This window comes from Streptomyces sp. NPDC012510 (assembly GCF_042955065.1).
GTDB lineage: Bacteria > Actinomycetota > Actinomycetes > Streptomycetales > Streptomycetaceae > Streptomyces.
Map to the genome: position 1 here is coordinate 98,688 of NZ_JBIBEN010000012.1, position 25,463 is coordinate 124,150.

Annotated in this window: 21 protein-coding genes and 2 pseudogenes; 11 read left to right on the forward strand and 12 right to left on the reverse strand. The window is 69.2% G+C overall.

What is annotated here, in order from left to right; genetic code table 11:
• The first annotated feature begins 329 nt into the window (after nt 1–329).
• Entirely contained in the window at nt 330–2,279 is a 1,950-nt protein-coding gene (locus ACFY9I_RS22835) for an alpha-L-fucosidase (RefSeq protein ID WP_391004404.1), read from the forward strand.
• 303 nt (nt 2,280–2,582) lie between these two features.
• On the opposite strand, the pseudogene ACFY9I_RS22840 reads toward ACFY9I_RS22835, so the two are convergent.
• Nucleotides 2,583–3,029, reverse strand: a pseudogene (locus ACFY9I_RS22840) (rhomboid family intramembrane serine protease); the annotation flags it as partial.
• Nucleotides 3,030–3,214: 185 nt separating this feature from the next.
• Between ACFY9I_RS22840 and ACFY9I_RS22845 the strand changes: the two are divergent.
• The 5 genes from ACFY9I_RS22845 (at nt 3,215) to ACFY9I_RS22865 (ending at nt 9,398) form a co-directional block, all read left to right on the forward strand.
• Nucleotides 3,215–4,327, forward strand: coding sequence for a tyrosine-type recombinase/integrase (locus ACFY9I_RS22845; RefSeq protein WP_391004406.1), 1,113 nt, complete (start codon nt 3,215–3,217; stop codon nt 4,325–4,327).
• A 130-nt stretch (nt 4,328–4,457) separates the two neighbouring features.
• A complete protein-coding gene (locus ACFY9I_RS22850) occupies nt 4,458–5,348 on the forward strand; it encodes a DUF5655 domain-containing protein (RefSeq protein ID WP_391004408.1) in 891 nt (296 codons plus the stop codon).
• Between the two features lie 703 nt (nt 5,349–6,051).
• The gene (locus ACFY9I_RS22855; protein WP_391004410.1) at nt 6,052–6,495 is read left to right on the forward strand and encodes a hypothetical protein; all 444 of its coding nucleotides are present in this window, start codon (nt 6,052–6,054) and stop codon (nt 6,493–6,495) included.
• A 119-nt stretch (nt 6,496–6,614) separates the two neighbouring features.
• Complete coding sequence (locus tag ACFY9I_RS22860) at nt 6,615–8,627, forward strand: hypothetical protein (RefSeq protein WP_391004412.1); 2,013 nt, start codon at nt 6,615–6,617, stop codon at nt 8,625–8,627.
• A 171-nt stretch (nt 8,628–8,798) separates the two neighbouring features.
• On the forward strand, nt 8,799–9,398 hold the full coding sequence (locus ACFY9I_RS22865) for a hypothetical protein (protein WP_391004414.1): 600 nt from the start codon (nt 8,799–8,801) through the stop codon (nt 9,396–9,398).
• Between the two features lie 403 nt (nt 9,399–9,801).
• On the opposite strand, the gene ACFY9I_RS22870 is transcribed toward ACFY9I_RS22865, so the two are convergent.
• The 4 genes from ACFY9I_RS22870 to ACFY9I_RS22885 form a co-directional block, all read right to left on the reverse strand.
• Nucleotides 9,802–11,373, reverse strand: a complete 1,572-nt coding sequence (locus ACFY9I_RS22870; protein WP_391004416.1) for an oleate hydratase — start codon at nt 11,371–11,373, stop codon at nt 9,802–9,804.
• A gap of 212 nt (nt 11,374–11,585) precedes the next feature.
• Nucleotides 11,586–12,008, reverse strand: coding sequence for a hypothetical protein (locus ACFY9I_RS22875; RefSeq protein WP_391004418.1), 423 nt, complete (start codon nt 12,006–12,008; stop codon nt 11,586–11,588).
• A 43-nt stretch (nt 12,009–12,051) separates the two neighbouring features.
• Complete coding sequence (locus ACFY9I_RS22880; RefSeq protein WP_391004420.1) at nt 12,052–13,266, reverse strand: globin domain-containing protein; 1,215 nt, start codon at nt 13,264–13,266, stop codon at nt 12,052–12,054.
• A 297-nt stretch (nt 13,267–13,563) separates the two neighbouring features.
• Nucleotides 13,564–15,291 (reverse strand): sulfate permease, encoded by a 1,728-nt coding sequence (locus ACFY9I_RS22885; RefSeq protein WP_391004422.1) that lies wholly within the window; start codon nt 15,289–15,291, stop codon nt 13,564–13,566.
• A gap of 276 nt (nt 15,292–15,567) precedes the next feature.
• On the opposite strand from ACFY9I_RS22885, the gene ACFY9I_RS22890 reads away from it, so the two are divergent.
• Both ACFY9I_RS22890 and ACFY9I_RS22895 read left to right on the forward strand, forming a co-directional pair.
• Nucleotides 15,568–16,491 carry a universal stress protein gene (locus ACFY9I_RS22890; protein ID WP_391004424.1) on the forward strand — a complete coding sequence of 308 codons (924 nt, stop codon included), beginning with the start codon at nt 15,568–15,570 and terminating at the stop codon, nt 16,489–16,491.
• A 29-nt stretch (nt 16,492–16,520) separates the two neighbouring features.
• Entirely contained in the window at nt 16,521–17,426 is a 906-nt protein-coding gene (locus tag ACFY9I_RS22895) for a universal stress protein (RefSeq protein ID WP_391004426.1), read from the forward strand.
• 13 nt (nt 17,427–17,439) lie between these two features.
• Here ACFY9I_RS22895 and ACFY9I_RS22900 read toward each other — a convergent pair whose 3' ends face one another.
• The 6 genes and pseudogenes from ACFY9I_RS22900 to ACFY9I_RS22925 form a co-directional block, all read right to left on the reverse strand.
• On the reverse strand, nt 17,440–17,949 hold the full coding sequence (locus ACFY9I_RS22900; protein WP_391004428.1) for a hypothetical protein: 510 nt from the start codon (nt 17,947–17,949) through the stop codon (nt 17,440–17,442).
• The gene (locus tag ACFY9I_RS22905) at nt 17,916–18,686 is read right to left on the reverse strand and encodes a phosphotransferase (protein ID WP_391004430.1); all 771 of its coding nucleotides are present in this window, start codon (nt 18,684–18,686) and stop codon (nt 17,916–17,918) included. The genes ACFY9I_RS22900 and ACFY9I_RS22905 overlap by 34 nt, the downstream gene beginning before the upstream one ends.
• An 86-nt stretch (nt 18,687–18,772) precedes the next feature.
• Complete coding sequence (locus ACFY9I_RS22910; protein WP_391004432.1) at nt 18,773–20,359, reverse strand: ISL3 family transposase; 1,587 nt, start codon at nt 20,357–20,359, stop codon at nt 18,773–18,775.
• Between the two features lie 78 nt (nt 20,360–20,437).
• Nucleotides 20,438–20,824: pseudogene (locus ACFY9I_RS22915) on the reverse strand (polyphosphate kinase 2); the annotation flags it as partial.
• A gap of 101 nt (nt 20,825–20,925) precedes the next feature.
• Nucleotides 20,926–21,630 (reverse strand): CBS domain-containing protein, encoded by a 705-nt coding sequence (locus ACFY9I_RS22920; protein WP_391004764.1) that lies wholly within the window; start codon nt 21,628–21,630, stop codon nt 20,926–20,928.
• 46 nt (nt 21,631–21,676) lie between these two features.
• Complete coding sequence (locus tag ACFY9I_RS22925) at nt 21,677–22,141, reverse strand: cyclic nucleotide-binding domain-containing protein (protein ID WP_391004434.1); 465 nt, start codon at nt 22,139–22,141, stop codon at nt 21,677–21,679.
• A gap of 194 nt (nt 22,142–22,335) precedes the next feature.
• Here ACFY9I_RS22925 and ACFY9I_RS22930 point away from each other — a divergent pair, with 194 nt between their 5' ends.
• The 3 genes from ACFY9I_RS22930 (at nt 22,336) to ACFY9I_RS22940 (ending at nt 24,419) form a co-directional block, all read left to right on the forward strand.
• Nucleotides 22,336–22,539 carry a hypothetical protein gene (locus tag ACFY9I_RS22930; RefSeq protein ID WP_391004436.1) on the forward strand — a complete coding sequence of 68 codons (204 nt, stop codon included), beginning with the start codon at nt 22,336–22,338 and terminating at the stop codon, nt 22,537–22,539.
• Nucleotides 22,540–22,747: 208 nt separating this feature from the next.
• Entirely contained in the window at nt 22,748–23,671 is a 924-nt protein-coding gene (locus ACFY9I_RS22935; protein WP_391004438.1) for a carbamate kinase, read from the forward strand.
• Between the two features lie 238 nt (nt 23,672–23,909).
• Nucleotides 23,910–24,419, forward strand: a complete 510-nt coding sequence (locus tag ACFY9I_RS22940; RefSeq protein WP_391004440.1) for a flavodoxin domain-containing protein — start codon at nt 23,910–23,912, stop codon at nt 24,417–24,419.
• Nucleotides 24,420–24,558: 139 nt separating this feature from the next.
• Here ACFY9I_RS22940 and ACFY9I_RS22945 read toward each other — a convergent pair whose 3' ends face one another.
• Nucleotides 24,559–25,134 carry a hypothetical protein gene (locus tag ACFY9I_RS22945; protein WP_391004442.1) on the reverse strand — a complete coding sequence of 192 codons (576 nt, stop codon included), beginning with the start codon at nt 25,132–25,134 and terminating at the stop codon, nt 24,559–24,561.
• Between the last annotated feature and the right edge of the window lie 329 nt (nt 25,135–25,463).

Here is a 25,463-nt window from a genome sequence, read left to right on the forward strand (position 1 = left end):
GCCGATGGACGTCCCGTACCGGTCGAACCGGGCAAGCGGCAGCGCTTTGGGTGCCGCGCTCCAGCTCTCCGCCAAACATGGCATGTCTACGGCGGAACGAACAGCCACTTAGGCGGGTAAAACCGTATCTTCTGCTTCCCGCCTGAGTGCTTTCATCCGCTTACCTGTTGACACAGGGCGGTCACGTCACCGAACTTCATGCGTGACATCCGGCGCCTTGGAGCCCAGGGGCGAGTCCGCGCCTGAACGTCTGCAGACCGAACGCCCTCGGCTGCCGCCCGCCCGCCTCACCCTCAAACACCACAGCCACCCCAACCGGGAGTACACCCATGTCAGGAAGACTGTCCCGCCGCGCGCTGCTGGGTGCCGCAGGCGCCGCCGCGGCCGCGACCGCGCTGCCCGTGATACCTCCACTGTCGCCCCTGCTGGCGCAGGCGGCTGCCGCGGACCCCCAGACCAACCTGGAAAACCTGGTGAACATGCGGTTCGGCATGTTCAACCACTTCAGCATGGGCACATTCACCAACGAGGAGTGGGCGGCCCCGAACCAGGACCCCGCCAAGTTCGCACCCCCGACCGTGGACTGTGCCCAGTGGGCGGCCGCCGCCGCGGCGGCGAAGATGAGCTACGGCCTCCTGACGACCAAGCACCATGACGGCTTCGCCCTGTGGCCGAGCGCCTACGGCACCCAGAACGTCGCGAACAGCTCCTACAAGCACGACGTGGTGAAGGCGTATTGCGACGCCTTCCGGGCGGAGGGGCTGAAGGTCGGGTTCTACTACTCGATATGGGACCGCACCTACGGCGTCGAGGCGTGGGAGAGCCGGCACAAGAACGTCGGGCTCGAACCCACCGATGCCATCCAGCCCAGCGACATGACCTTCATCCTCGGCCAGATCACCGAGCTGCTCACCAACTACGGCACCATCGACATGTTCGTCACCGACGGTTGGGCGTGGCAGATGGGCCAGCAGGCCGTCTCCTACCAGCGGGTCCGTGAGCTCGTGAAGTCGCTCCAGCCGAACATCGTCATGATCGACCACGGTGCGCTGTCGGTGCCGTTCCTCGGCGACGCGATCTACTTCGAGGCGCCGATGGGCATCACCGCCCCGGCCGGGAACACCTACGCCGCCACTCAGGGGCAGACGATCAGCAGAGGCTGGTTCTGGCATCCGCACACGCCGATCGAGAACCCGATGAGCAAGGAAACGATCCTGGCCAACCTGGCGGACCTGGAACCGAAGTACACCTCGTTCATCCTCAACTGCCCGCCCAACCGCAACGGCAAGCTGGACACCAACATCGTCAACCGGCTCGCCGAAGTCGGGGCGGCATGGAGCCCCGACACCTCCAGGCCGCGCCTGCCGACGCAGATGCCGCGCGCCGAGTACCCCGTGACGCCCGTCAGCGCCTACGCGACCGGATTCCGCGACCGCGAGGGACCGCTCAACGCCATCGAAGGGCTGAGCGACAGGGATTACGAGTTCTGCTGGTCGACATGGGGACTGCCCTCGGCCCTGCCTCACTCGATCACGATCGATCTGGGCGGGGTGTGGAGCAATGTCTCCACCCTTGAGTACCTGCCCAAGCAGTGGGGCCGCAACAACTCGACCGACGGCGACATCACCTCGTACACCATCTCCACCAGTACCGACGGCACGAACTTCACCCAGGTCGCCTCCGGCACCTGGGCCGGCAACCAGACCCTCAAGGTGGCCGAGTGGCCCGCCCGGAACGTCGGCTTCGTGCGGCTCCAGGCGAAAGCGGCCACCGGCGGCTACGCCAACGTGGGCGGCGTCCACATCGGCGGCCGGACGGCCAAGCCGGCCCTGCTGTCCACCACGCTGCCCGGCGACGGCACCGTCTACCGGCTGGTCGCCCGGCACAGCGGCAAGGCCGCCGACGTGGAGCGCGGGGGCACGGCTAACGGCACCAACGTCCTGCAGTGGCCCTGGCTCAACAAGGCGAACCAGAAGTGGACCTTCGCCAAGACCGGCGACGGCTACTACGAGATCAAGGGTGTGGGCAGCGGCAAGCTCCTGGAGGTCGGGGGTCTCTCCCGCGCCGACGGCGGCAACGTGGTCATCTGGGGGGACGCCAACGCCCCCCAGCAGCACTGGGCTGTCACGCCCACCGGTGACGGCCACTACTTCCTCATCAACCGCTTCAGCGGGCTCTGCCTCGCCGTCGACGAGGGCAGCACCGCCGACGGAGCCAACATCGAGCAGCAGCCGTACGCGTCACTGACGCGGCAGCAGTGGCAGATCATCGCCGGCTGACGACCCCGACGACTACTGGCCGGTGGGGGTGCGGACTTGTCCGCACCCCCATACCAAGCGCCTGGGACATCCGTGCACCGCCCAGTCACTCGCTCGCGCCCCTACCCGCCGCGTCAGACTCCAGCTGGCAGAACAGCGCGCTTCTGTGCTCCGCGCTCGCCGATGAGGGAATTCCTCCGGCATCCCTGTCTCCCCGTGAGCCCGTCCGATCAGGGCCAGGACCAGCCCGGCGAGGAGCGTGCGGCGGGCGCCCAGGGCGTCGGAGGGGCGGCCGCCGAGCGGCATCAGCCCGCCGGAGCCCACTCACCAGCTCGGCCGCGCGCGCCGGCCGAACAGCACACCGCGTGGCTCCGGCGGCGGGGGAGTGCCGGGCCGCAGCGGCCAGGCGATCAGCATGCCCGCCACGAAGCCGACGACATGCGCCAGATATGCCACGGTTCCGGCATCGGAGACACCCTCGCCGGAGGAGTGCACGGCTTGGAGCGCGAACCAGGAGCCGAGCACGATCCAGGCCGGCAGTCGCAGCGGCAGGAAGATCAGGAAGGGGACGAGGACCCAGACCCTGGCCCTCGGATACAGCACCAGGTACGCGCCGAGCACCCCGGCGATCGCCCCGGACGCGCCGATCAGCGGGGCGGGCGAGTCGGCGTTCGCAAGCGCGTAGCCGTACGCGGCCGCGTACCCGCACGCCACGTAGAACAGCGCGAAGCGGACGTGGCCCAGCCGGTCCTCTATGTTGTTGCCGAACAACTATGCCCTGGACATATGTGCAGGTCATAGGCATGATATCCGGGCCCAGGTCAGCAATTCGTCAGCAAGGGGTCGATGGGGCCCCTCCTTGCTGACCGGTGGGTGTGACGGCGGGGACCCGGACCGGTGGTGCCCCTGGTCCTCATCGGAAGGCTCGACTCTTGGCTCGACAGCTCGCTCGCGGCATGGGCTCTTTCTTCAAGACGTGCGACTGCGCCAAGCCCACCCGGTGCCCCCATCCCTACACCATTCGGTTCCGGGATGCATTGGGGAAGCAACGTGAGGAGACCGGCCACACCTCACAGGACGCCGCGATTGAACGGCTGACGGCCCTCTATGCGGAACGAAAGAAGACATCCCCGTCCGTGGCTGAAGCTCGACGTGAGTTGGGGCAGCAGACGATCGAGGAGTACGCCAAGACGTGGTTGCCGCGTCAGCGGAAGATGACGGAATACTCAACCGCTCAGCATGTGAGCAGCTCCTTCAAGGTTCACATCAACCCGGCCCTCGGGTCTCGAAAGCTGAACTCCGTGACTCCGAGCGTGGTGGAGAAATTCCTCGATCACCTGGAGGCCGAGGGTGTGGGTCGGGGGAACCAGGCGAACATATACAGGGCCTTGAAGTCCCTCCTCAGGGATGCCTACGAGAAGGGAGCGATGGCCGACAACCCTGTACAGGGGGTTCAGGATCCGGAGTATGTTCCCAAGGTCGTGGTGATCCCAACGACGGACTACATCGCCAAGGTGCTGGTGAAGGCCGACGCTCTCCTCGCCATGGAGATAACGATGATGGTCGGCTGCGGGCTTCGTAACGGAGAGGCCCGGGCAGTCAACATCAACAACGTCGTCGCGAATGATGTGTATCGGGTGACTGAGCAGATTCACTCGGCTCTGCGCAAACCGGCGAAGCTGAAACATCGCAAGCCGGGGGAGTTCAGGGAAGTGCCGTTGCCGCGCACAGTGCGGGAAGCGATGGAGCGTTTCGTGGAGAAGCACGGTGTGACCGATGAGGGCTACCTCCTAAGCGGGCCTGGCGGGTACTACACCGAACCGATGGAGCGGTATCGCGTGGAGAAGCTGTTCCATGTTCTTCCCCCACCGGAGGGCGTCGGGATGTACAGCTTCCGTCACTTCTTCGCGTCGAATGCCCTGGGGAACGGTATACCGATCACTGATGTCGCTGAATGGATGGGGCACAAGTCCATTGAGGAGACCTACCGCACCTATAGGCATTTGCTGCCGGGCAGCATCACCAAGGCAGCTGCGGTCCTCGACGAGGAGTTGAGGCTGGTCGCTTGATTGTGGCGCCGTGCCAGCGCTGGGTGTCTGGCAGGCGCGCTTTCACGGCATCCTCACAACCTCGGAGCCCGCTGCGGAAACAATCCTGGACCCGCCCGACGTTGTGGATCTCCGAGCCGAGGAGGGGTAGGTGTCGGGCCTGAAGTTGTTCTACACGCACGGCGGCGTCACCGAGGTCGCGCCGCGGCTTGCTGACGTCGAGACCGATGTGCAGAACCTCATCGAGGCGCACATGGAGACGATGCTCGGGGTGCGCTTCTTGGCGAGCGAGTACAGCACGGGACCGGTACACGGTGGGCGGATCGACTCGCTGGGCATCGATGAGAACGGTGCCCCCGTGATCGTGGAGTACAAGCGCGGCACCGATGCGGGCGTCATCAACCAGGGGCTCTACTACCTGTCGTGGCTGATGGACCACCGGGCCGAGTTCGGGCATCTGGTCCGTGACCGGCTCGGGGCCTCGGTCGCGGCCCAGGTGCTGTGGAATGCGCCGAGGCTGATCTGTGTGGCCGGCGACTTCACCCGCTACGACGTGCACGCAGTGCGCGAGCATCGGCGCAGCATCGACCTGGTCCGCTACCGCTTCTTCGGCAACGACCACGTCGGCCTTGAGACGGTCGCATCGGTCACCGGCCAGCCGGCGGGCCTCAGGCAAGGCTGGCGTGGCGGTCCGGGCGAGGCGTCGCGTGCAGGCCGGACGGACGGTGCGATGGCGGAGCTGGCTGCCGCAGTCGACGAGGTGCTGCTCGGTCTGGGAGACGACATCACCAAGGTCGAGAACCGGACCTACCGCGCTTATCAGCGGCTGCGGAACTTCGCGTGTGTGTGCCCACCGCAGCAGACCAAGCTGCTCGTCTACCTCAAGGCCGACCCGAAGGCGGTCGACCTCGTCTCCGGTTTCACCCGGGACGTGGCGGGGATCGGTCACCACGGCACGGGCGATTTGGAGGTGCAACTGCGTACGGACAGGGACCTGGAGCGGGCCCAGGACCTGTTCCGTCTCAGCTACGCCAACGCTTAGCGGCGCGACAGTAGCGGGGCAGTGGTCGTAGGGGTGTATGCAGTTGTGGCTGTTGTCGTCGGCTTTCGTCTTTCGAAGTGGCGGGCAGGGACTGGCGGTGGACCACTAATGATGCGGCGGAGCCCCGGTTTCGCTAACCGGGATTCCGCGGCTATGTTGCCGTCCGCGCCGGCTCCCAAGGGGACAGCTTCGCGGCCCGCCCACGTCGGGCGGGTGCGCCGCACGGTGCGTCGGCGTCTCCCCCCCCCCGGCGGCCGTTCACCGCTTGATGGGCAGAGACGTCCGCGACGGCAAGCTCCTGCGACATCACCGACAGGCCCATGCTCGGGTTGTTCAGACCAGCGCCTCCATGCAACGGGGCATTCCATACCTTTCCGTACTCCCTGGGGCGCCAGCGCGTAGCGGAATCTCTCAGTCACGCCTGAAGGGTCCGCACACTTCCGGACAATCACTGAAAGTCGGGCTTTGGCCAAGTGAGGTCGTAGCCGGACCTCCGTCGAGCCGACATCCAGCGGTTTCCCCGAAGTCACCCCACCTCTGGTCACAGGACTCACGTCAGGGCTGTCCTGTTCCGCCCTGTTGAGGATTACGCATTACCGTATGTGGCAAATACTTTCGATTGCCGTGCTCTGCAGCCGCCCCCACTCTGATGTGTCGAATATGCCGACGACCCCTGCCGTCTTGCCTGGCAGGGGAATCGACCATGGGGGACACGTTGGACATCATGCAGGTCGCCGGCGTTGCAGCCGCCGCTCTCATCGCGGAGATGGCCAGGAGCACTTGGGAATCCGCACGCAATGCCGCGGCCCGGCTCTTCCAGCGGGGTGGTGAGGAGAATGCCGAGCAAGAGCTGCGGCTGATCGACACGGCGCGCCAACGGCTGGTCGACACTGCGGAGGACGAGCGGGGAGCGGTCGAGGAGCGGCTGCGCGGTGAGCTGATGATCCAGCTGGCGGCGTTCCTGCAGAAGCATCCGGACGCAGCCGCGGAGCTGCAGGAGCTGGCGGACCGAGTCCAGCGGGCGGACGGAGGCTCCGGCGCACGCATGAGCGCGTCCCACAACACCAACAGCCAGGTCGTCATCGCGGGCGGCGCCATCAATGCCTCCGGCGGCTTCCACTACAGGACGCCGGAGGCAGGCCGGTGAGTGAGGAGATCGTCCCCGGCCACGTCCCACCCGCACGGTCGGCTCCTCCCTTCACTCCGCCGGCTCCTCCCTCCTCCCCACCGGGTCTTGCTGTCACCCCGACGGCGCCCGGGGCCTGGATGAACGCCAGCGGCAACCAGAACTCGAAGATCATCATGGCGGCGGGCCCGGTCACCATGACGAGCAAGCCGCAGCTGCCCGTGGCCGACATCCCCAAGGCGGAACTCGACGTCGTACGCCTGGCCTGGGTGGACCTGGACTGGCGTGACGAGAGAGTGCGGACGGCGGACAAGGCCATCGACCGGCTCAACGGGGACGGACCTCCGCTGGCGGTCGTCGCCGGACCGGCCGGGTACGGCAAGCGCACCGCCGGGATCAGAGCCCTGCGGGAGGTCTCTAGAACGGCGCAGAACGGCCGTGACACGCCGTTGCAGCTCCGGGAGATCCGGCCTGACTGGGAGAGGCCCGGTTCTCCCGACATCTCGGTACTCCCTGATGATCCGGGCACCGGCTACCTGCTGGACGTGGCCGCGGAGATCGGCTCCTGGCAGAACCCCGGCAATGTCGCCGAGCAGTTGGTGAGTTACGCCGAGGAACTGCGTCATCTCGGCTCGTTCCTTGTCGTGATCGCCGACGAGCACGGTTGGCCCGAAGCCGCATCCGGAACCCTGGCCCGGGTCGTCGCCCGCGCGACGACCCGACCGTCTCCACACCTCGTGGCCAAGAGGCACTTGGAGTATGTGCACGGCAAGCCGGACCGGATCCGGTGGCTCAGCACAGCCTCGGCGGAAGCGGAGCGGGTCGGCGACGCCGCCCATCTGCTGACCGACGACAGCCGTCCGGCCGACGCGGCACGTCTGGCAGCCGCGCTCGCCGCCGTCGACGACTCACCGGGAAGTCTGAAGACCGCGCTCGGCACGTTCCAGCAGTGGCAGTCCGACGTCCAGAACGTCTTCAAGGCCACGGAGGACAACCCGGACGACCGAGCCCTGCTCATCTCGGCTCTGTTCCTCAACAACAAGGATGCGCTGACCATTCAGGACGGGGCCCGGGCTCTGCTGGCCGAGCCTCGGGAGACGAGCGTACGCAAGATCCTGACCGGTCCTGATCTGACCACCCGGCTCGAGCGCATGGGAGCGAAGGTGACCGGCCGGACCGTCACCCTCGGTCACAAGCCCGGATACGCCGGTGCGGTGCTGCTCCGCCTGTGGCAGCAGCGCGCCGACATCCATCCGCCGCTGTTGAGCTGGCTCGACACGATCACCTCGCCCAGGGAGCCCGGCGCCGACCGGCTGGCCGCCATCAGCGACCTTCTGGTCGAACTGGCGGTCGCGGAGAGCGACGTCCGCGTCATCAAGCAGATCCATGCCTGGATCGACCACGGGGACAACAGTGCCGCACACCGCAAACTGATCGCCGACGTCCTCACGGTCGCCGCCGAAGCGGACACCCTGGGCGCGCAGGTCCGGACCCTCCTCCTGGACTCGGCGCAGGACGCGTCGGAGGCGGTCGCGACCGTCGTCGCCCTGGTCTGCCAAGGCGAGTTCGCCGAGCACTACCCGCGACAGGCGCTTGTCCGACTTCGTCACATCCTCGACCGCCCCGAGCCGGACGAGGCCGTGCGGACCGCGCAGGAGGCGCTGCGTGACATCGCCGCCCGCGAGGGCCAGTTGCCTCGGGTATGGAGCACGGTCATCAAGTGGGCGACCCAGAAGAAACACCTGGCCGGGCACCGGGCGTTCCTCTCCCTCTTGGACCCGCGCGTCGACCCGTACGTCCTGCAAGTCATGCTGGCAGCGGCCGAGCAGAAGAAAGACATCAAGGAAGCACTCGTAGAGGGCTGGAGCGTTGCTCTGACTGACACGCGAGTCGATGCCGAATGCCGGGAACTGCTGGCCGCCTGGGCACAGGCACGGCAGGCGCAGCAGGTGCCGCACGAACTGGTGACGGAGATCCTCAACCAGGTGGTGGTGGAGCACCTGTACTCCACGCCGATCTCGGCCCTCATCTTCGGCGAACCCGGCGTCGCCAACGACGAGGCCGTCATCGAACTGCGCAAAGACCTCCGACTGCCCGCGGCGTTGTCGTCCTCCGTACGGCTCCGCCACGCGTATGAGACTGCGGAGTCCTGAACAGTGACCTCCACAGGGTGGTCGCGCCGTCGCACGCGCAGAGCCGTACGCCGCGGTTTGTCCCGCTTTGAAGTCCGTCTACGCAGTGCCTGTCCCGGAATCGGTTTCACCGCCCGGATCACCGCCACGGTCCTCACCAAGCCGCCTTACCCGGGGACCGACGAAGAGATTGTGGGTGGCATCCGTACCGCCCTGAGAGGAGCGGCGGCCGAGATCGCCAAGGAGTGCGATCCGGCCGACCTCGCCACGGCGCGGGACGTGTGCGGACAGCACCTCGCCCGGCCACGCCGCCTGCCGACCGACCCGCCCGTCGAGTTCAAGGGTGAGCTGACGCTTGAGCTGCTGCCGGACGACCGGGCGGCCGTGGCCGCGCTGCTCGCCGCGCAGCGCCGGCAGGCCGTGACTGACGCCCTGCGCCGGCAGAAAACCGAAGCATTGGCCGCGGAACTGACGGATCCGGCCGCCGTTCTGGTGCGGTGGACCGAGCAGGACGGTGTCGACTGGGCCAACCTCTCCGGGGTCGTCGAGGATGTGGGCAAGGTCGCGGAGGTGTTCGCCCGCTACCGTCCGGAGGACGAGCGGACCGTCGAGCACGAGGCTGTGGAAGTGCTGCGCGAGTTCCTCGGCAGCTTCCCGGAGCCCTCCCAGAAACGCATGCTCTATACGCTCCTTGCCGCCGGCATGGACAGCGCGCAGCGACCGCAGCACGCCGCGAAGGCGCAGGCTTTGCTCAACGGGCACACCGTGGTGGATCCGGCGGGCGAGTCATGAGGAGCCGAGCGGGCTGTCCCTCGGTCGAGAGCACGGTGGCGAGGTGAGCACCTCCATGCTGCGATGGCTGCTCTCACCGCGGACGAGTTGGCGTGCGTGGCGGCTGGCGCGGGCCAGCCGGGGCAAGCTCTCCTTCGACACGGCCTGGCGGCGTGCCCGACTCGAGCGGCACCCTGACGAGATGCCCTATCGGCAGCACGGTCACCTCCCGGCAAACGGCGGGGTCGAGGGCCCCACTGCGCGCCGGAGGTGAGGCCCGGGAGACCGTGTTGTGTATTGATCGCAGCCTGGTCGGCCACGGGGCAGGCGCTGGCACTCGCCGGATGCCAAGCCGCCGCTGCACAGGTCCCGGAGCTCGGCCCCGAGCCTTGGTCGGTCGTGCATGGGCTGATCACGCTCCGGGCTATCGGCGGTGCATGGTTTCCAGGGCGGCGGCCAGTACGTGGGGGTCGTGGTGGCCCTTGTAGACCGCGGGCGGCCGCTTGTCGAGGTTGAGGAGTTGGGCCACCGCCGTCCAGGCGGTGCGTACGGAGTACTCGATGGTGAAGGCGACGTCGTCGGGGACCTCGGCGAACTGCCCGATGAAAGCCAGGTTGACCGACCCCTCGGGCACGACCTTGGGGCGGTCGTCGCGGCGGCGGGCCAGGAACTGGCTCGTGATGTACGGCATGAGGCAGGGCACGACGGTGGAGGTGTGCAGGACACGGGCTGCCGTCGGCTCGTCGAAGGGCAGGTGGTGCAGGACCTCTTCGAGGATTTCCCGGCCGGAGCACATCGTCATCGGCTTGGGCGTGTGGTTGCCGGCGCGGCCGGGGAACAGGGCGTAGCCCCACCAGACAGAGACGTCCTCGGGCTGCTCGCGGTAGACGGGTTGGCGGCCCGCGACGATGGTGAGCAGCCAGTTGGAGTCGGTGAACGTCATCAACCCGCCCCGGCCGGTCTCCCGGCCGCTGAACTCCGCGAGCGCGTCGAGGAACGCGGGGTCCTTGGCCGTGACGGTGAACGACTCCCAGCGGGACTCCTTGACGTGCTTGTCGAAGACGTCCGGGTTGCCGAAGTCGTCGCGTCCCCTGGACAGCCGGTGCCAGAGCAGCCAGGCGTCCGAATTCCGGGGAGCAGGTGGCGGAGCGGCGAAGTGGGAGCCGAGGCTGGTGGAGTCGGTCATGGAGCCGTTGGTGACCAGGACCAGGTCGTCGGGGGCCACGTCGATCTGTTCGTCACGGCCGTCCCGGGTCAAGTAGATGCGCTTGACCGTCGTGGACCGGTGCCCCGGCGCGAAGGCGAGGTCGGTGACGTGGCAGCGGGTGTGGACGGTGACGCCCCGTTCGCTCAGCCAGGCGGTCAGGGGGCGCACGATGGAGTCGTACTGGTTGTAGCGGGTGCCGTAGGTGCTCGTCATGGAGGCGAACTGGGGGGCGAGGTGGATGAAGCGCCTGAGGTAGCGGCGGAACTCGATGCCGCTGTGCCAGGGCTGGAAGGCGAACGTGGTGCACCACAGGAACCAGAAGGTGGTGGTGAAGAAGTGCTCGGTGAAGCAGTCGGTGATCCGCTTGCCGTCCAGGTGCCCCTCAGGGGCCGCCAGGCAGCGGACCAGATCCAGGCGGTCGCGCTCTGAGAATCCCATCGAGCAGGTGTCGATGATCTTCCCGTCGCCGTCGATGAGGCGTGCGATGTCGTCCCAGGCGAAGTCCGCGTGTCCGGCCAGGATTTCCTGCGTCACCGACACCGAGGGGTCGTCGAGGGTGGGAATACCGGAGAGCAAGTCGTAGGTGCAGCGGTACTCGGCCTCGAACATCCGCCCGCCGCGCATGGTGTAGCCGGCATCCGCCGTGCCGCCCGCGTCCAGGCTGCCGCCGATGTCCCGCTGCTCCTCGAAGAGGTGGATGTCCGCTCCGTCCAAACCGCCGTCGCGGATCAGGAACGTGGCCGCGGCGAGCGCCGCGATACCGCTGCCCACCAGATACACCTTCGCCATCACACAACTCCTCGTTCTCGCCCCGTCGACCGGGAACCGCACACCCTCACGGTTTCCTACGTCTGCAGGCTCCGTCAGTGGGCCGTTGGTCACTGGTTTGGCTCGCATGGCCCGCGAGGTGGACATCTGCGGTGTCCACGTGCAGGCGCGGGGCAGACAAGGCCCGGTCGGTGGGGAGACCGTCACAGACCGGGCCATAACTCACCGCGGGCTCATACCGGGTGAGAGTCCGCCGCCCTGCCGCTGCCTTCGGCAGGACGTGGGATCGGGCTGCCGCCACGCCATGGCGGTGCCGGTGTGTGGTGGCCGTGATGCCCGGGGCGGGCGGCCTTGTCGGTCTGGCGGCGCAGCCGGTCCTGGAGCTGGTCGACGAGCTCCCGGCCGGTGGCCGCCTCGGCGAGGACCACCACCTCGCGCCTGCCGACATGCAGGGCGGCAGTCGCCGACCAGGGACGGTCCGCGTGGTGGGCGGCCGCTCGCGTGATGCGCACCTCGCCGGTGACGGCGGGAAGCCCCGGCCGACCGACGGCGGCGTCGACCTTCGTGCGGGCGTACGCCAGGGTCGCCTCGTCCACCTCGCCGTCCGAACGCAGCAGTACGGTGGGAACGGTGCTTTGGGCGTCCTTGCTGGTCATGCCAGTTCCTTTCCTGGAAGTGCGGTGGGAGGTCCGACGCCGATCAGGCTGCCGGGTCGGGCAGCCACAGGTCGGGTCCGAAGACCTCGTAGCGGATGCGCCGTGCCGGGACCCCGGCGCGCAGCAGCTGTCCGCGTACGTCGCGCATGAACGGCAGCGGGCCGCACAGGAACACCGTGGCTTCGTCGGGCAGTTCGATGCCGTCGAGGTTCATCAGGCCAGCGCAGGCGTCGGGTTCCTCCACGCCCGGCCGCTCGTACCAGAACACGGCGCGGGCTTCTGGCAGTTGCTCGACGAGCTGGCGGGTCTCGGTGCGCAGGGCGTGGTCGGTGGGGGAGCGGTCGGCGTGCAGGACAAGCACCGGGCGGGCCGAACCGATGTCCGCGAGGTGGGCCAGCATGCCCGTCATGGGGGTGCAGCCGATGCCCGCCGAGACCAGCACGACGGGGGTGGTGGCGTCGGTCGGGTCGTCGAGGACGACGTCGCCGAACGGCGCGGAGAGCGTCAGCTCGTCGCCCACGCGCACGTAGCGGTGCAGCAGGTTGGAGACCTCGCCGTCCGGCGTGTCGCCCGTGGCGGCGACCCGTTTGATGGTGATCCGGCGCAGGTCCCCGCCCGGGTCGGAGGACAGGCTGTACTGGCGCAGCTGGTGGACCCCGTCGGGCATGCGCAGGCGGATGCTGACGTACTGGCCGGCCCGTGCGCGCGGCGCGGGTTCGCCGTCGGCGGGGCGGAGCAGGAAGGACACCACGTCCGGGGTCTCGGTACGGCGTTCGACGACCGTCCACTGCCGCCAGATCCTGCCGGGCTCGAGGCCCGCGTCCTGGTAGAGGCGGGCCTCCTGGGCGATGAGGGCGCCGGCCATCAGCCAGTACACCTCGTCCCAGGCGGCCGCGACCTCGGGGGTGACGGCGTCGCCGAGGACCTCGGCTATCGCGCCGAACAGGTACTTGTGCACGATCGTGTACTGGTCCTCGGTGACCCCGACGGCGACGTGCTTGTGCGCGATACGGCTCAGCAGTGCGTCGGGACGGACGTCCGGCTGCTCGAGCAATGCGGTCGCGAACCCGGCGATCGAGCCGGCCAGGGCGCGACGCTGAGCACCACTGGCCTGGTTGCCGCGGTTGAACATCCCGTCGAGCAGTTCCGGCCGGTCGCGGAACATCGCGCCGTAGAAGCGGGTGGTGATCTCGTCGAGCGCTCCGGCCACGGCGGGCAGGGTGGCGCGGACGACGGCGGCGGATTCTGCGGACAGCATGAAGCCTCCCAGGCAGGTGGGGTGAGGTGGGATAGGCGCCGCAACCCAAGGGGCGACCGTCTTCTGTGTAGCAGGCACCGGACCGCGTTTCGGCGGCGCTGGGCGAAGAGGGGCCGAACGGCCCCATCGATTCAGGCACAGCGGCCCCGCGGGTCTCACCCGGGCCGGGGCCGGATGGTGCAGGGACGACCTCCCGCCGGCCCTGTCCAAGCGCCGCAGTCGGACGCGCCCGACAACGACGGCGTCCGCGGGCACTCCACAAGCAGCTGTATCGCCGAGTGTGGGTCCCGGGGCGGTCTACTGGTCGCGGCACCACTTCCGGTACGCGGCTACGGCCGTCGGCAGAGTGGGGAAGATCCGCTCGGTGCCGACGGTGTTTGTGAGGCCGTACGCCGTCAGGTCGTCCAGCAGGTCCTGCTTGACGCGGGCGAGGGCGAAGACGATGCCGCGGTCGGTGAGTTCGCGGCGGAGTGCGTCGACGGCGTCCAGGGCGGTGATGTCGACCTCGACGTTGGCCTCGGTGTTGAGGACGAACCAGCGGACCGGGCCGGTCTGTTCGTCAACCGCGGTCAGCGCCCGGCGTCGGAAGTCCTCCGCGTTGGCGAAGAACAGCGGGGAGTCGTAGCGGTAGACCAGCAGGCCGGGGATCGTGTGGGCCTCGGGATAGTCGTCGATGTCGTGCATACCGGCAACTCCCGGGACCAGCCCCTGGACGGCGTCGTGCGGGCGGGCCACCCGGGTCAGCAGCTCAGCCACCGACAGACCGACCGCGACCAGCACCCCGTACAGGATGTCGAGGGCCAGGACCCCGGCGAGGCAGCCAAGCGCCAGCAGCAGTTCCCTGCGCCGGAAGGATGCCAGCCGCTGGAAGCCCGCCAGGTCGATCATGCGGAGGGCGGCGTAGACGACGAGGGCGCCCAGGACGGCCTTGGGGGTGCTGGACAGCAGCGGGCTGAGGAAGAGCAACACGGCCAGGACGGCCGCGCCGGCGACGAGTGAGTACGCCTGGCTGCGGGCGCCCGCGGAGGAGGCCAGAGCGGTTCGGCTGGCGCTGCTGCTGACCGGGAAGCCGTGCAGTGCGCCCGCGCCGAGGTTGGCCGCGCCCAGGGCGAGGAACTCCTGATTGGCGTCCAGCGCGTTCCTGTCCGTGTCTGTGCGGCGGTCGGCGAAGGCCCGCGCGGTGAGGATGAAGTCGGTGTAGCCGACGAGTACGACGCCCAGCGCGGGCAGCAGCAGGTGCGGCAGTTCGGTCAGGTCCGGCAGGGCGAGCCCCGGCAGACCGGCCGGGACGTCGCCGATCACCTTGAGGTCGTACCGGTTGTCGAGCCCGAAGGCCGCCACCGCCGCCGTGGCGAGCACCACGGCCAGTAGCGGGCCCGGCACGGCGCGGACGTAGCGGGCGACGGCAAAGAGGAAGGACAGCGCGACGGCGGAGAAGGCGACGGTGGGAACATGGGCGTCGGGGAGGTTCCGGACGAGGGACCACAGCTGAGGGAAGAACGCGGAGCCTGTGGTGTCTACGCCGGTGAGCTTGGGCAGTTGGTCCACCATCATGATCAGTGCCACGCCCGCCAGGTAGCCGATGAGCACCGGCCGGGACAGCAGATCCGCGATGAAGCCGAGCCGGGTCGCCCAGGCCACCACGCACAGCAGGCCGACCGTGATCGCGAGCGTGGCCGCCAGCGTCGCGTACCGGGCCGGGTCTCCGGCGGCGAGCGGGGCGACCACCGTCGCCGTCATCAGCGCGGTCGTCGACTCCGGGCCGACCGAGAGCAGCCGGGAGGAGCCGAGCAGGGTGTACAGGGCGAGCGCGGGCAGGATCGCCCACAGTCCTGCGACCGGTGGCAGGCCGGCCACGCCCGCGTAGGCCATCACCTGGGGAACGAGATACGCGGCGACCGTCACTCCGGCCAGCACGTCGCCCTTCAGCCAGGAGCGCCGGTAGCCGACGAGGGTGCCGAGCCCGGGCGTCAGACGGCGCCAGCCGTGCCATCGCGGTGCACGGTCGCCCGAGCTGCGGGACATGATCCTCCTTCTGCCGAGTGGTCTCAAGAATCCACTGAAGAGACGGACACGCGCGAGGTACCGACCAGACTGGATGGGACTGTCGGCCGGTTGGGGGCCACTGATCGAATCCCGGCTGTTAACGGGGCCTGTGAAGAGGGCCGTTGACCCACACCGTGCCGCCGCCTTGCCGCCGCCCGCAGGGTCCACTTGCCCCGGTCGGGGACCTGCGGCCCCTGTCTCACCGGCCCCCGCGCCACGACGCTGGAATCGAATCCCGGACGAGGAGGCAGAACCGTGATCCGCAGTGTTGTCGTAGGTCTCGATGGCTCGGCCGAGAGCCGTGCCGCCGCGGAGTGGGCGGCCCGTGAGGCGAAGCGGCGTGGTCTTTCGCTCAAGCTGGTCCACGCCTTGGAGGCGGTCCCCGAGCCCATGGCTCTGGCGCAGTTCCTCGGCGTCGAGATGCAGCACCAGTGGAGCGAGCGAAGCGAGATGGGGGTACTCCCGGCCGAAGTCCCCCAGCCTTCGGCCGGGGGTGCCCCCAGGGGGAGGATCCCGCGCGAGGTGGTCGAAGGGCTCAAGCTTCGTCACCCTGGACTGGACGTGTCCGTGGAGCAGGTCCCCGGCAGGCCCGCCGAGGTGCTGACTGAGGCGGCGAAGGACGCCGAGCTACTGGTCCTCGGCTCCCGAGGACTGAGCGGCATCGGCGGTTTCCTTGTCGGGTCCGTGGGCCAGGCCGTCGTGGCGCACGCCGAGCTGCCGGTGGTTCTGGTCCGTGACAGGGAGCAGGCCGTCGGCGGGCCCGTCGTCCTCGGGCTGGACACCGACAGCCCCGACGACACGGTGATCGCCTACGCCTTCGAGGCAGCCGCCCGCCGTGTCACGCCTCTGCGGGTCGTCCACGCTTGGAACCTGCCGCCGTACTTCGCGTACGGCCTGCCCGCCGACCCCGAGCTCAACGCCACGCTGGGCAAGCAGGACGCTGCCACGCTGGCCGAGGTGCTGCACCGCTGGAAGGAGAAGTACCCGGCCGTTGAGGTCATCGAGGAGTCCCGTTCCGGCAGTCCCGCCGTCCACCTGGCCGACGCCTCCCGCGCGGCGTCCCTGGTCGTTGTAGGCCGCCGGATCCGCCGCAGCCCGCTCGGCGCCCACATCGGCCCCGTCACGCACGCCGTGCTGCACCACGCCACCGCCCCCGTTGCCGTCGTCGCACACGACTGACGCTCCCGAGTCCATCGAGGAGGAACCTCATGAACGACGCACACCGCACCACCCTGGAACTGCCCCTGGTGGTGGGCGTGGACGGCTCGGAGCCGAGTCTGCGCGCCGTCGACTGGGCGGCGGACGAGGCCGTCCTGCGCGGGGTGCAGCTGCGGCTGGTGCACGCCTCGCTGTGGCAGTGGTACGAGGGTGCCGCGCTTGCCGAGGACCTCGGCAAGCCGTCCGAGCAGGTGCTCGCCGACGGCATCGTCGACGGCGCCGCCCGGAGGGCGCGCACTCGGCAACCGGACCTGAAGGTGGTCACCGAAGTACTGCCCGAGGAGCCGGAGTACGCGCTGGTGCGGGAGGGACGGCAGGCTTCCGCGCTGGTCCTGGGCAGCCGGGGACGCGGCGGCATCGCCGAGCTGCTGCTCGGTTCCGTCAGCCTGACCGTGGCCGCCTACGCCACCTGCCCGGTGATCGTGCTGCGCGGCCGCCGGGACAAGCGGGCACAGCCTGTGACGCACGGGCGCATCCTGCTCGGTGTCGGCGAGGAGGCGCACGGTCAGGCTGCCGTGCGTTTCGCTTTCGAGGAGGCGGAGCGCCGCGGGGCCGTGCTGGAGGCCGTACGGGCCTGGCGGTGCCCCGCGCACGAGACCACCGACCACCCCCTCCTCGCGGGTGAGCCCGCCCGCCTGCACGAACAGCGGGCCGCCGAGACGCTGGAGGCCGCGCTGAACGAGACGGCCGCCAAGCACCCGTCCGTGGAGGTGCACCGGCGCACCGCCGAGGGCCCCGCCCGCAAGGTGCTGCTCGACGCCTCGGCCACCGCCGACCTGCTGGTCGTCGGGGCCCGGCGGCAGAAGCAGACCTTCGGACTCCAGCTCGGCCGCGTCGCCCACACGGTGCTGCACCACTCCGCCTGTCCGGTCGCCGTCGTGCCGCAGCGGAGCTGACACGACGACCGGCTCACAGGCCCGCCGCGTGGTTGGGGACGTACGTCCGCAGATCGCGCGGCGGCCGTTCGTAGCCGGTTGACGACGGGCGCGGCGGCAGGTCGAGAACAGGCGGCTGCACCTCGTGGTAGGGCACGCTGCTCAGCAGATGCGCGATCATGTTGAGCCGGGCACGCCGCTTGTCGTCGCTCTCGACGACGTACCACGGCGCCTCGGCGATGTCGGTGTGCACGAGCATCTCTTCCTTGGCCCGGGAGTACGCCTCCCAGCGGGTGATGGACTCCAGGTCCATCGGCGAGAGCTTCCAGCGCCTCGTGGGATCTGTGAGCCGCCGCCGGAACCGCTCCTCCTGCACGTCGTCACTCACTGAGAACCAGTACTTGCGCAGCAGGATCCCGTCCTCGACCAGCATCCGTTCGAAGATCGGACACTGGTGATGGCGATTCTTGAAGACGGTTCTGTCAGCGATCTCGTGACGGCAGCGAGCCGCTACTGGAACAGATGCCGGTGCGACTCGCTCCATGCCACCTTGCGCTCAAGATCCTGCAGATAGCCCTCGGTTACCCATGTGGCCTGGGGTTGGTGCCCGTCGTCGGCCAGTCGGCGTACCTGATCGATGTTCTCCCGTTGCCCGTCGATGACGGCATCGACGATGCCCTCGGCGGAGGACAAGCCGTAGGCAGAGCAGAACCGCTCCAAGCGGTGAAGGCGGTCGGGTGGTTGCGGGAAGTGCAGCCAGCGGATGCACTCGGCATCGTCCCGGAACGGGGCGATGTACTGCAGTGCGTAGGCCACATCATGCAGACGCGCCGCCGGGCGGGCAAAGTCCCAGTCGATGATTCCCACAGGCCGGTACCCCTGCCACACCACGTTCCACGGACCGAAGTCGCCATGGCAGATCACGTGATCGGCGGCTGGCACTCCCGGACCGATTGCCCAGGCAGCCCCGTCCGGCGGGCGGAAGTCCGCGGTCGCGTCGTGGTAGTCGCGCAGCAGCCGGGCAAAGGCGGTCAAGCCCTTGTCCTCCACGACCCTGGCCCAGCCCGATGGCCCTGAATCGCCGTCGATATAGGTCAGAACTTCGCGGCCCTCCTCGTCAAACCCCAGGACCCTCGGAGCGCAGCGGAAACCCACCGCTTCGAGATGGCGCAGAAGCGCGTGCACCGTCTCAGTCCAGGGCTGAACGGGCCTGCGGACCGTGTCGCCGATCCGCACGACCTGCCGATGAGCGTGGTCCTGCAACACGTCCTCGTTCGCCACCCGCGAGAGGCTACCCACTCCGCTGAGGAAGGGACACGTGGATTACTCGGCGCGCGCGACGCTTTCAGCTTTGTCGCTGATCTCGGTCAGGGCGGTGTGAGGATGCGGGCTCGCAAGAGCGTGAAGGAGGCGCGGCCGTACATGCTCCTCTTCAGGAGCTTGACTCTGCAGACGTGCCCCTCGACGACGCCGGAACTGTAGGAGAGCGTGAGGCCGGCGGTGACGGCGTCGAAGTCCTGGCGGAGGAAGCTTGCGAAGGACCGGATCGAGGCTTGGTCGCATTGTTCGGCCCGCTGGATCCACTCGCCGAGCAGGTGCCCTCGACGGTGTCGGACCAACGCGGTGAGCGAGCGGGCCAGGTCGCAGGCGTAGGTGATGTCCGGGCAGGCTAGCCGGATCCGATCCAGCTCAGCGGCTTGACGAGGCGACAGCTTCTCGCGAGGGCGCATGATCCACCCGCTGATGGTGCGGGGACTCGGGACGGGCGCTGGGGCGGGGACGGCCGTGCCGTCGCGCATGGTGCGCACGTAGCGCGAGAGCGTCGAGTAGGCGCCCTGGAAGCCGCGCTCGCGGATCTGCTCGTACAGCTCAGTGGCGTTGGTGTTGCCGGCGGCGAACTGGGCCTGAGGATAGGGCTTGAACCGGTCCAGAGGCACGTTCCTGCGGTCACGGGCGGAGGCGAGCAGAACGTCGAGGTCGGTGTCGCGGTAACGGCGGACGGTCTTGCGGTCCAGACCGAGGCGGCGGGCGATCTCGCTGATCGGATAGCCCGTATCGACCATGTGGTTGATCTCCTCGTGGCGCTGCCGGACACGGTCCACGATCAGCGTGGGCGGCAGGAGATCCAAGGTGGGTTGCTGCGGCTGGTTGCGCTGCTGGTGTTCGGCGTATTTGCGTAGGCAGGCGCGGTGCTGGTGGCAGACCTGTTCGACGGCGAGCGAGAGATTGCGCAGCAGGTGCCAGCGGTCGGCCACCTCGGTGGCGTTGGGGGCGGCTTCCCTGATCGCGCGGGTGTAGGCGCTGGCCCGGTCCCGGCACACCACTTCGGCACCGGCATGGTCGCGCAGCCATGCGGCGAGTGTCTCGGAGGTTCGGTCCGGCAGGACGTCGACGGGCCGGTGGGTTTCGGCGTCGACCAGGATGGTGCCGTAGCGGCGGCCGCGACGGAAGGCGAACTCGTCTACACCCAAGACTCGCGGAGCCCTGTCCGGAACGGGCGGAGCGTGCAGCTGCCGCAGCAGTCTCATCCGCCCTGCGGGAACGGAGAGTTTCCGGCACAGCCGTGCTCCAGGCCGTCCGCCCAGCTCGGCCGCGACGGCGCGGAGCCAGCTGCGCAGGCCGGAGCTGGCCCGCTGATAAGGCTCCGTCACACCGTCGACCTGCTCAACGAACGTCCGTCGGCGGCAGGTTGGGGTATCGCAGAAGAACTGGCGCACGGTCAGCCGGACCCGCACCGGCCTGTCGGCCACGGGCCGGTCGTCCATCTGACGGTCATAGCGACTGTGCACCCGACGGGACGAGATACCGCAGTCCGGACATGATCTCGATGAGCATGCGCTGGACACCTGGATCAACGCCCCGTCCGCGCACACTTCCAGACGCTCCACCCTCACGCCCGCAGCCTCGGGAAAGAACACTTCCTCGGGCGATAAGCACACATCCCCCATGAGCATGGCATTCCCGGCTACGCAGCTGCTTGACCTCGGCTTTCACGAGATCGCTGACAGAACCAGATTCAAATAGCCCCATCACTGGCGCAGGAACAGTTGGTGCTCCTCTTTCGTGCAGAAGCCCATCACGTGCTCGACCCCGGCCCGGTTGTACCAGCTGCGGTCGAACAGCACGATCTCGCCGGCGGCGGGCAGGTGCTCGACGTAGCGCTGGAAGTACCACTGGGTGCGCTCGCGCTCGGTCGGCTTCGGCAGGGCCACGATTCGGGCCACACGCGGATTGAGGTGCTCGGCGACCCGTTTGATGGTGCCGCCCTTGCCCGCCGCGTCCCGTCCCTCGAAGACCACGACGAGCCGGGCGCCCTCCGCCCGCACCCACTCCTGCAGCTTCACCAACTCTGTCTGCAGGCGCAGCAGTTCCTTCTCATACGTCCTGCGCGGCGGCGTCGCCGCCTTCTCGTCGGCCATGCCGCCTCCATCGCCTGGGACATACGGGGACCCGGACGGCACGCTACTGCAGCGAGCCCGTGCCTACTGCGGACGTCTCACCGCCGCCGTTCGGGAGGGGATCACAACGGCCAGGCGCTCTCGCCGTGAGCCGACGGTACCGTGGTCGACTCGGAGGAACGGTCGTGCTCGGAGAGGTCGAACTCGATGTCCACGACCCCCTCGACGGCCCTGATCAGCCGTGCGGCCACCGGGACCAGGGACGTGTCCCGGATACGGCCGCCGAGCTTCACGACCCCCTCCCGCACGGCCACCCGTACGGCCGACGTCGGCGCGGGGAAGAGGTACGAGACCACCTCCCGGCGGACCTCCTCGGCGATGTCCTCGTCGTCGCGCAGGAACACCTTCAGCAGGTCGGCGCGGCTGACGATGCCCTGCAGCATGCCCAGCTCATCGACGACCGGAAGCCGCTTCACCCTGGCGCGTGCCATCGCTCGAGCGGCCTGCGCCAGCGTCGCGTCCGCACGCACGGTGAGGGCCGGCGCGGTCATCAGCTCCCCGGCGGTCACGGCGCCGGCTTTGGCGAGGTCCGTCAGGCGCTGGAGCTGGGTGTGCCGGTCGGGGTCCTCGTCGCGGAACTCCTCCTTGGGCAGCAGGTCGGCCTCGGACACGACGCCGACGACACGGCCCTCGCCCTCCAGGACGGGCAGGGCGCTGACCTTCCAGTCGTGCATCATCCGCACGATCTCCTTGAAGGCGGCGCCGCGGCCGATGGCGGCCACGGTGTGGGTCATCACGTCGCTGATGATGTGCGGGGTGCCGTGCATCATCCCTCCCTGGTAGCTGTCGTCGTGCTTCGAGTCGTGGGCGCGGTCACAGGAGGCTGCCGCTGCCGTAGGGGGCGTACAGGTCCAGCAGCCGGGTGCGGGCCGAGCGCAGACGGTGGGCCAGGACACCGCCCACCCAGTGGGCGACGCTCGCGCCGAGCGCGGGGTCGTCCTGGCACATCGAGCGGACCGCGGTGGCGTCGAACTCGTAGGCGCGCACCGGGCTGGTCGCCTCGGCGCCCAGGTGCCAGGCGTGCGGGGCGAACAGCCAGGACCAGCCGATGAGTTCGTTGTGGCGGAGGGTCTCGATGACGGCGGCGCGGCGGCCGGGCACACGCATGTCGAGGTCGACCGAGCCGGTGCGGATGATCCAGAACCGGTCGGCGCTGCCCCCTTCCTCGAAGAGACGGGTGCTCTGGGGAAAGGACACCTCCCGGCCAAAGCGCATCAGCCTCTGCCTGTGTTCGGCCGGGAGTGCCTGCAGCATGCCGGCCGTGGCGGGAGCGTTCATGACGTGCCTCCTGTACGGGCGTACGAACCTGCCACGTCCAGCGTGTTCCCGTGTCTCGTATCGGGCGATGGGCCACCCGGCCCCATGACTGGGCCGCCCGGCACCGAGTCCGGGCCCTTCGGCACCCTGCGCCTGGACGGCACCGGAGGTTCGATGGAGACAAGAGCCAATCCGATGGAAGTGAGAGGAGGTGCATGGTGGGTACGTCACTGACCTCGGAGTTCTGGAGGCTGTTCGCCGTTCTCCTGGTGATCTTCACCGCGGCCACCTTTGTGCTCAGCGCCGCGCTCGACGCGCTGGTGCTGCGGGCGCAGCGGCGCCGCATCCATCGTCGGCCGGCCCTCGTGCGGGCGACGGAGCAGCCCTGCCGACCTGATCGGATCGCGGTCCATCGCTGAGCCGGAGAAGCTCGGCGCTGCCGTATCAGGTCAATGGCAGGACACCGGCCGCCAGCGGCGACCCGAACGTCAGGCACGCACTGTCTGCCACGGAGTCGAAGCGCCGGCGGTGCGTCATCCCTCACCCGCCTGACTTCGACCGGGCGCAGAACGAACCGGCTGCACACCATCAAGGCCGTACTCGTGGCCCCCTGGAGGACCCAAAGCCATGCGCATCGTCATCGCTCTCGGCGGCAACGCCCTGCTGCGCCGGGGTGATCGCCCCGACGCGGCTGTGCAGCAGGCGAACATCGACCGGGTGACCACCGCCGTCGCCGCTCTCGCTCTCGAACACGAGGTCGTCCTCACCCACGGCAACGAGCCGCAGATCGGCCTGCTCGCCATGGAGAGCGCGGCCGACCCGGTGCTGACTGCCCCCTATCCGCTGGACCTCCTGGGTGCCCAGACCGAGGGCCTGATCGGCTCGCTGCTGGTTCGGGCCCTGCACGACGTGCTGCCCGGCCACAAGGTGGTCGCGCTCGTCACCCACACCCTGGTACGGGCCGACGACCCGGCCTTCGCGCGGCCCACAAAGCGCGTCGGTCCCGTGTACCCGCGTGACGTCGCCCGCACCCTCGCGCGAAGGCGCGGCTGGCACATCGTCGAGGACGCCACCGGGTGGCGCCAGGTCGTCGCCTCACCCATGCCCGAGGGAATCGTCGAGACGGAGACCATCCACGACCTGCTCACCTGCGGAGCGCTGGTCATCTGTGCCGGCGGCGGAGGTGTGCCCGTCACCGCCGACAGCGACACCGGCGCGCTGCAGGGAGTGGACGCGGTCGTCGACAAGGACCTCACCGCCGCCCTGCTCGCCGAGGAACTCAAGGCCGACTTCCTGCTCATCCTCACCGACGTTCCGTGCGTCTACACCGGCTACGGCACCCCCGACCGGCAGCCCGTCCTCGACGCCACGCCCGACGACCTGCGCCGCGCAGGCTTTGCCGCCGACTCCATGGGCCCCAAGACGGAGGCCGCCGCCCGGTTCGTCGAACGCACCGGGGGACTGGCCGCCATCGGCGCCCTGGACGCGGCGTACGAGATCGTCCACGGGAGGTCGGGGACCCTGGTGCGCCCCGATCTGGCCCTCGGCTGAGATACCGCCGGAATGCCTTGGCCCGGACGGTCCCCTGGCCTGGGAGCGGCACCCGTGCCATGGCACCGCTTCGAGGGCCCGACCCACTTCAAGACGTCCCGGACGACCCGTGGGGTGAACGGACAACCGGTGGTCGGCCCACCCACCAGCTGGACGCCGCGAATCTCAAGCGCGACGAGCGGGCGCTGCGGGGCATCGGCGACCACTGGCCACGCGCGATGTGGAAGGAGGCACCATCATGCTCAGCAGTGTGTTGGTCGCTTATGGGACAACGAACGGATCGACCGCGCAGATCGCCGAAGCCGTCGCCACGGTCCTGCGTAAGGACGGGCTGACAGCCGACGCGCTGCCGGCCCGGTCGGTGACGAGCGTGGCGTCGTACGAAGCCGTCGTGGTCGGCGGCGCCCTGTACGCGGGGCGCTGGCACAAGGACGCCCGCCGCTTCGTCCGTCGCCATCGGCGAGTCCTGGCCGGGCGGCCGCTGTGGTTCTTCAGCAGCGGCCCGCTCGACGCCTCGGCCGCGGAACGTGACATCCCGCCGGTACCGGGCGTGCACAAGGCCATGGTCCGGCTCGGCGTCAGGGAGCACGTCACCTTCGGGGGCCGCCTGCAAGAGGGAGCGAAGGGGTGGGTCGCCCGGATGATCCTGCGCGACGGAAAGGGCGGGGACTTCCGCGACTTCACCGCGATCGAGGAGTGGGCGGCCCGAATCGCGACGGACCTTCGGGCCGAACTGGGCAGGAGGTGAGGCCGCCTGCCGAGGCACGTCAGGGCAGCGGTGGTCGTAGGAGGACTCGGACCGCCCCCGGCCACGACTGTCACATCTGGGGAGCGTATCCGCCCCGGCGTTCATGCGGTCTGGCCGCGCGTTCACAGCCGAGCGTGAATCAGCCGGTCTTGTGGCCCCATTGAGGGCCGACCAGTTCCCATTCCGTGCCCCACTGGTTGATGCGCCGATGGTCGAGCCGCCACCGTGCGACGGCTCCGGCGCCGAAGGCCATGCCCCCGAACGCGAGCGCGGCCCCGGTGGCCAGGAAGCCGGCTTCGACGGCCGCTTCCGTGGGACTCGGCGGCTCGGCGGTGGTCTCACCGAGGCCGTCCGTCCAGACCACGATCCTGGACCCGGCCTTCAGCCCGGCGTCTACCAAGGTCGTGTCGGTGTGGACGGAGCCATCGGGGTCCGTCCAGCGAATCCGCGCCGCGATCTTGTCGCTCGTGCCCCCGGCCTTGCTGCGGGGGACTTCGGTGAGGAGCACCGCGTGCACGGAGTACCGCTCGGTGCGCTGCTGCGCGAACACCTCATCGGCGGCGTGTGCCGTGACCAGGCCGGCGACGGTACCGCCCACGGCGATGACCGCCCACACGGCCGGCACGAGCCAGGCTTCGATGATGTCGTCGCGCCGTCGCAACGGGTTGTTCCGCCATCGCCACAGCCGCTTCCTTGCACGCCTGCTGCCGCCCATCGGTCCGTACCTCCTCCTCGTCAGCAACGTCACGAAGCGTGACAGCCGGCAACGCGGCGCGGCATGGGCCGGCCAGGCAGCATCAGGGGGTCGGCCGGGGGCCAATCCACCGCCGTGTTGGGGCCGTTCAGCCCTTGTCCCCAGGACGGGGAGGGGCCGCGTCGCGGGTCTGCAGGTCCGCAACGTCGCTCACTCAGGCCGGTGTGGCCCGTCCGGACCCCGACGGCGGGACCATCGGCCCCTCACCGGGGGGTGCGGGCCCGCAGTCAGAGCCTCCAGCCGGGCCGCGATGTGCGGCGCGGTGAAGATGTCGATCTCGCCGCCCAGCT

Coding starts and splice junctions, on each gene's coding strand:
- ACFY9I_RS22835 (WP_391004404.1), top strand. CDS start 330: ATGTCAGGAAGACTGTCCCGCCGCGCGCTGCTGGGTGCCGCAGGCGCC.
- ACFY9I_RS22845 (WP_391004406.1), top strand. CDS start 3,215: ATGGGCTCTTTCTTCAAGACGTGCGACTGCGCCAAGCCCACCCGGTGC.
- ACFY9I_RS22855 (WP_391004410.1), top strand. CDS start 6,052: ATGGGGGACACGTTGGACATCATGCAGGTCGCCGGCGTTGCAGCCGCC.
- ACFY9I_RS22860 (WP_391004412.1), top strand. CDS start 6,615: ATGAACGCCAGCGGCAACCAGAACTCGAAGATCATCATGGCGGCGGGC.
- ACFY9I_RS22870 (WP_391004416.1), bottom strand. CDS start 11,373: ATGGCGAAGGTGTATCTGGTGGGCAGCGGTATCGCGGCGCTCGCCGCG.
- ACFY9I_RS22875 (WP_391004418.1), bottom strand. CDS start 12,008: ATGACCAGCAAGGACGCCCAAAGCACCGTTCCCACCGTACTGCTGCGT.
- ACFY9I_RS22880 (WP_391004420.1), bottom strand. CDS start 13,266: ATGCTGTCCGCAGAATCCGCCGCCGTCGTCCGCGCCACCCTGCCCGCC.
- ACFY9I_RS22885 (WP_391004422.1), bottom strand. CDS start 15,291: ATGTCCCGCAGCTCGGGCGACCGTGCACCGCGATGGCACGGCTGGCGC.
- ACFY9I_RS22895 (WP_391004426.1), top strand. CDS start 16,521: ATGAACGACGCACACCGCACCACCCTGGAACTGCCCCTGGTGGTGGGC.
- ACFY9I_RS22900 (WP_391004428.1), bottom strand. CDS start 17,949: ATGGAGCGAGTCGCACCGGCATCTGTTCCAGTAGCGGCTCGCTGCCGT.
- ACFY9I_RS22910 (WP_391004432.1), bottom strand. CDS start 20,359: ATGCTCATGGGGGATGTGTGCTTATCGCCCGAGGAAGTGTTCTTTCCC.
- ACFY9I_RS22920 (WP_391004764.1), bottom strand. CDS start 21,630: ATGCACGGCACCCCGCACATCATCAGCGACGTGATGACCCACACCGTG.
- ACFY9I_RS22925 (WP_391004434.1), bottom strand. CDS start 22,141: ATGAACGCTCCCGCCACGGCCGGCATGCTGCAGGCACTCCCGGCCGAA.
- ACFY9I_RS22930 (WP_391004436.1), top strand. CDS start 22,336: ATGGTGGGTACGTCACTGACCTCGGAGTTCTGGAGGCTGTTCGCCGTT.
- ACFY9I_RS22935 (WP_391004438.1), top strand. CDS start 22,748: ATGCGCATCGTCATCGCTCTCGGCGGCAACGCCCTGCTGCGCCGGGGT.
- ACFY9I_RS22940 (WP_391004440.1), top strand. CDS start 23,910: ATGCTCAGCAGTGTGTTGGTCGCTTATGGGACAACGAACGGATCGACC.
- ACFY9I_RS22945 (WP_391004442.1), bottom strand. CDS start 25,134: ATGGGCGGCAGCAGGCGTGCAAGGAAGCGGCTGTGGCGATGGCGGAAC.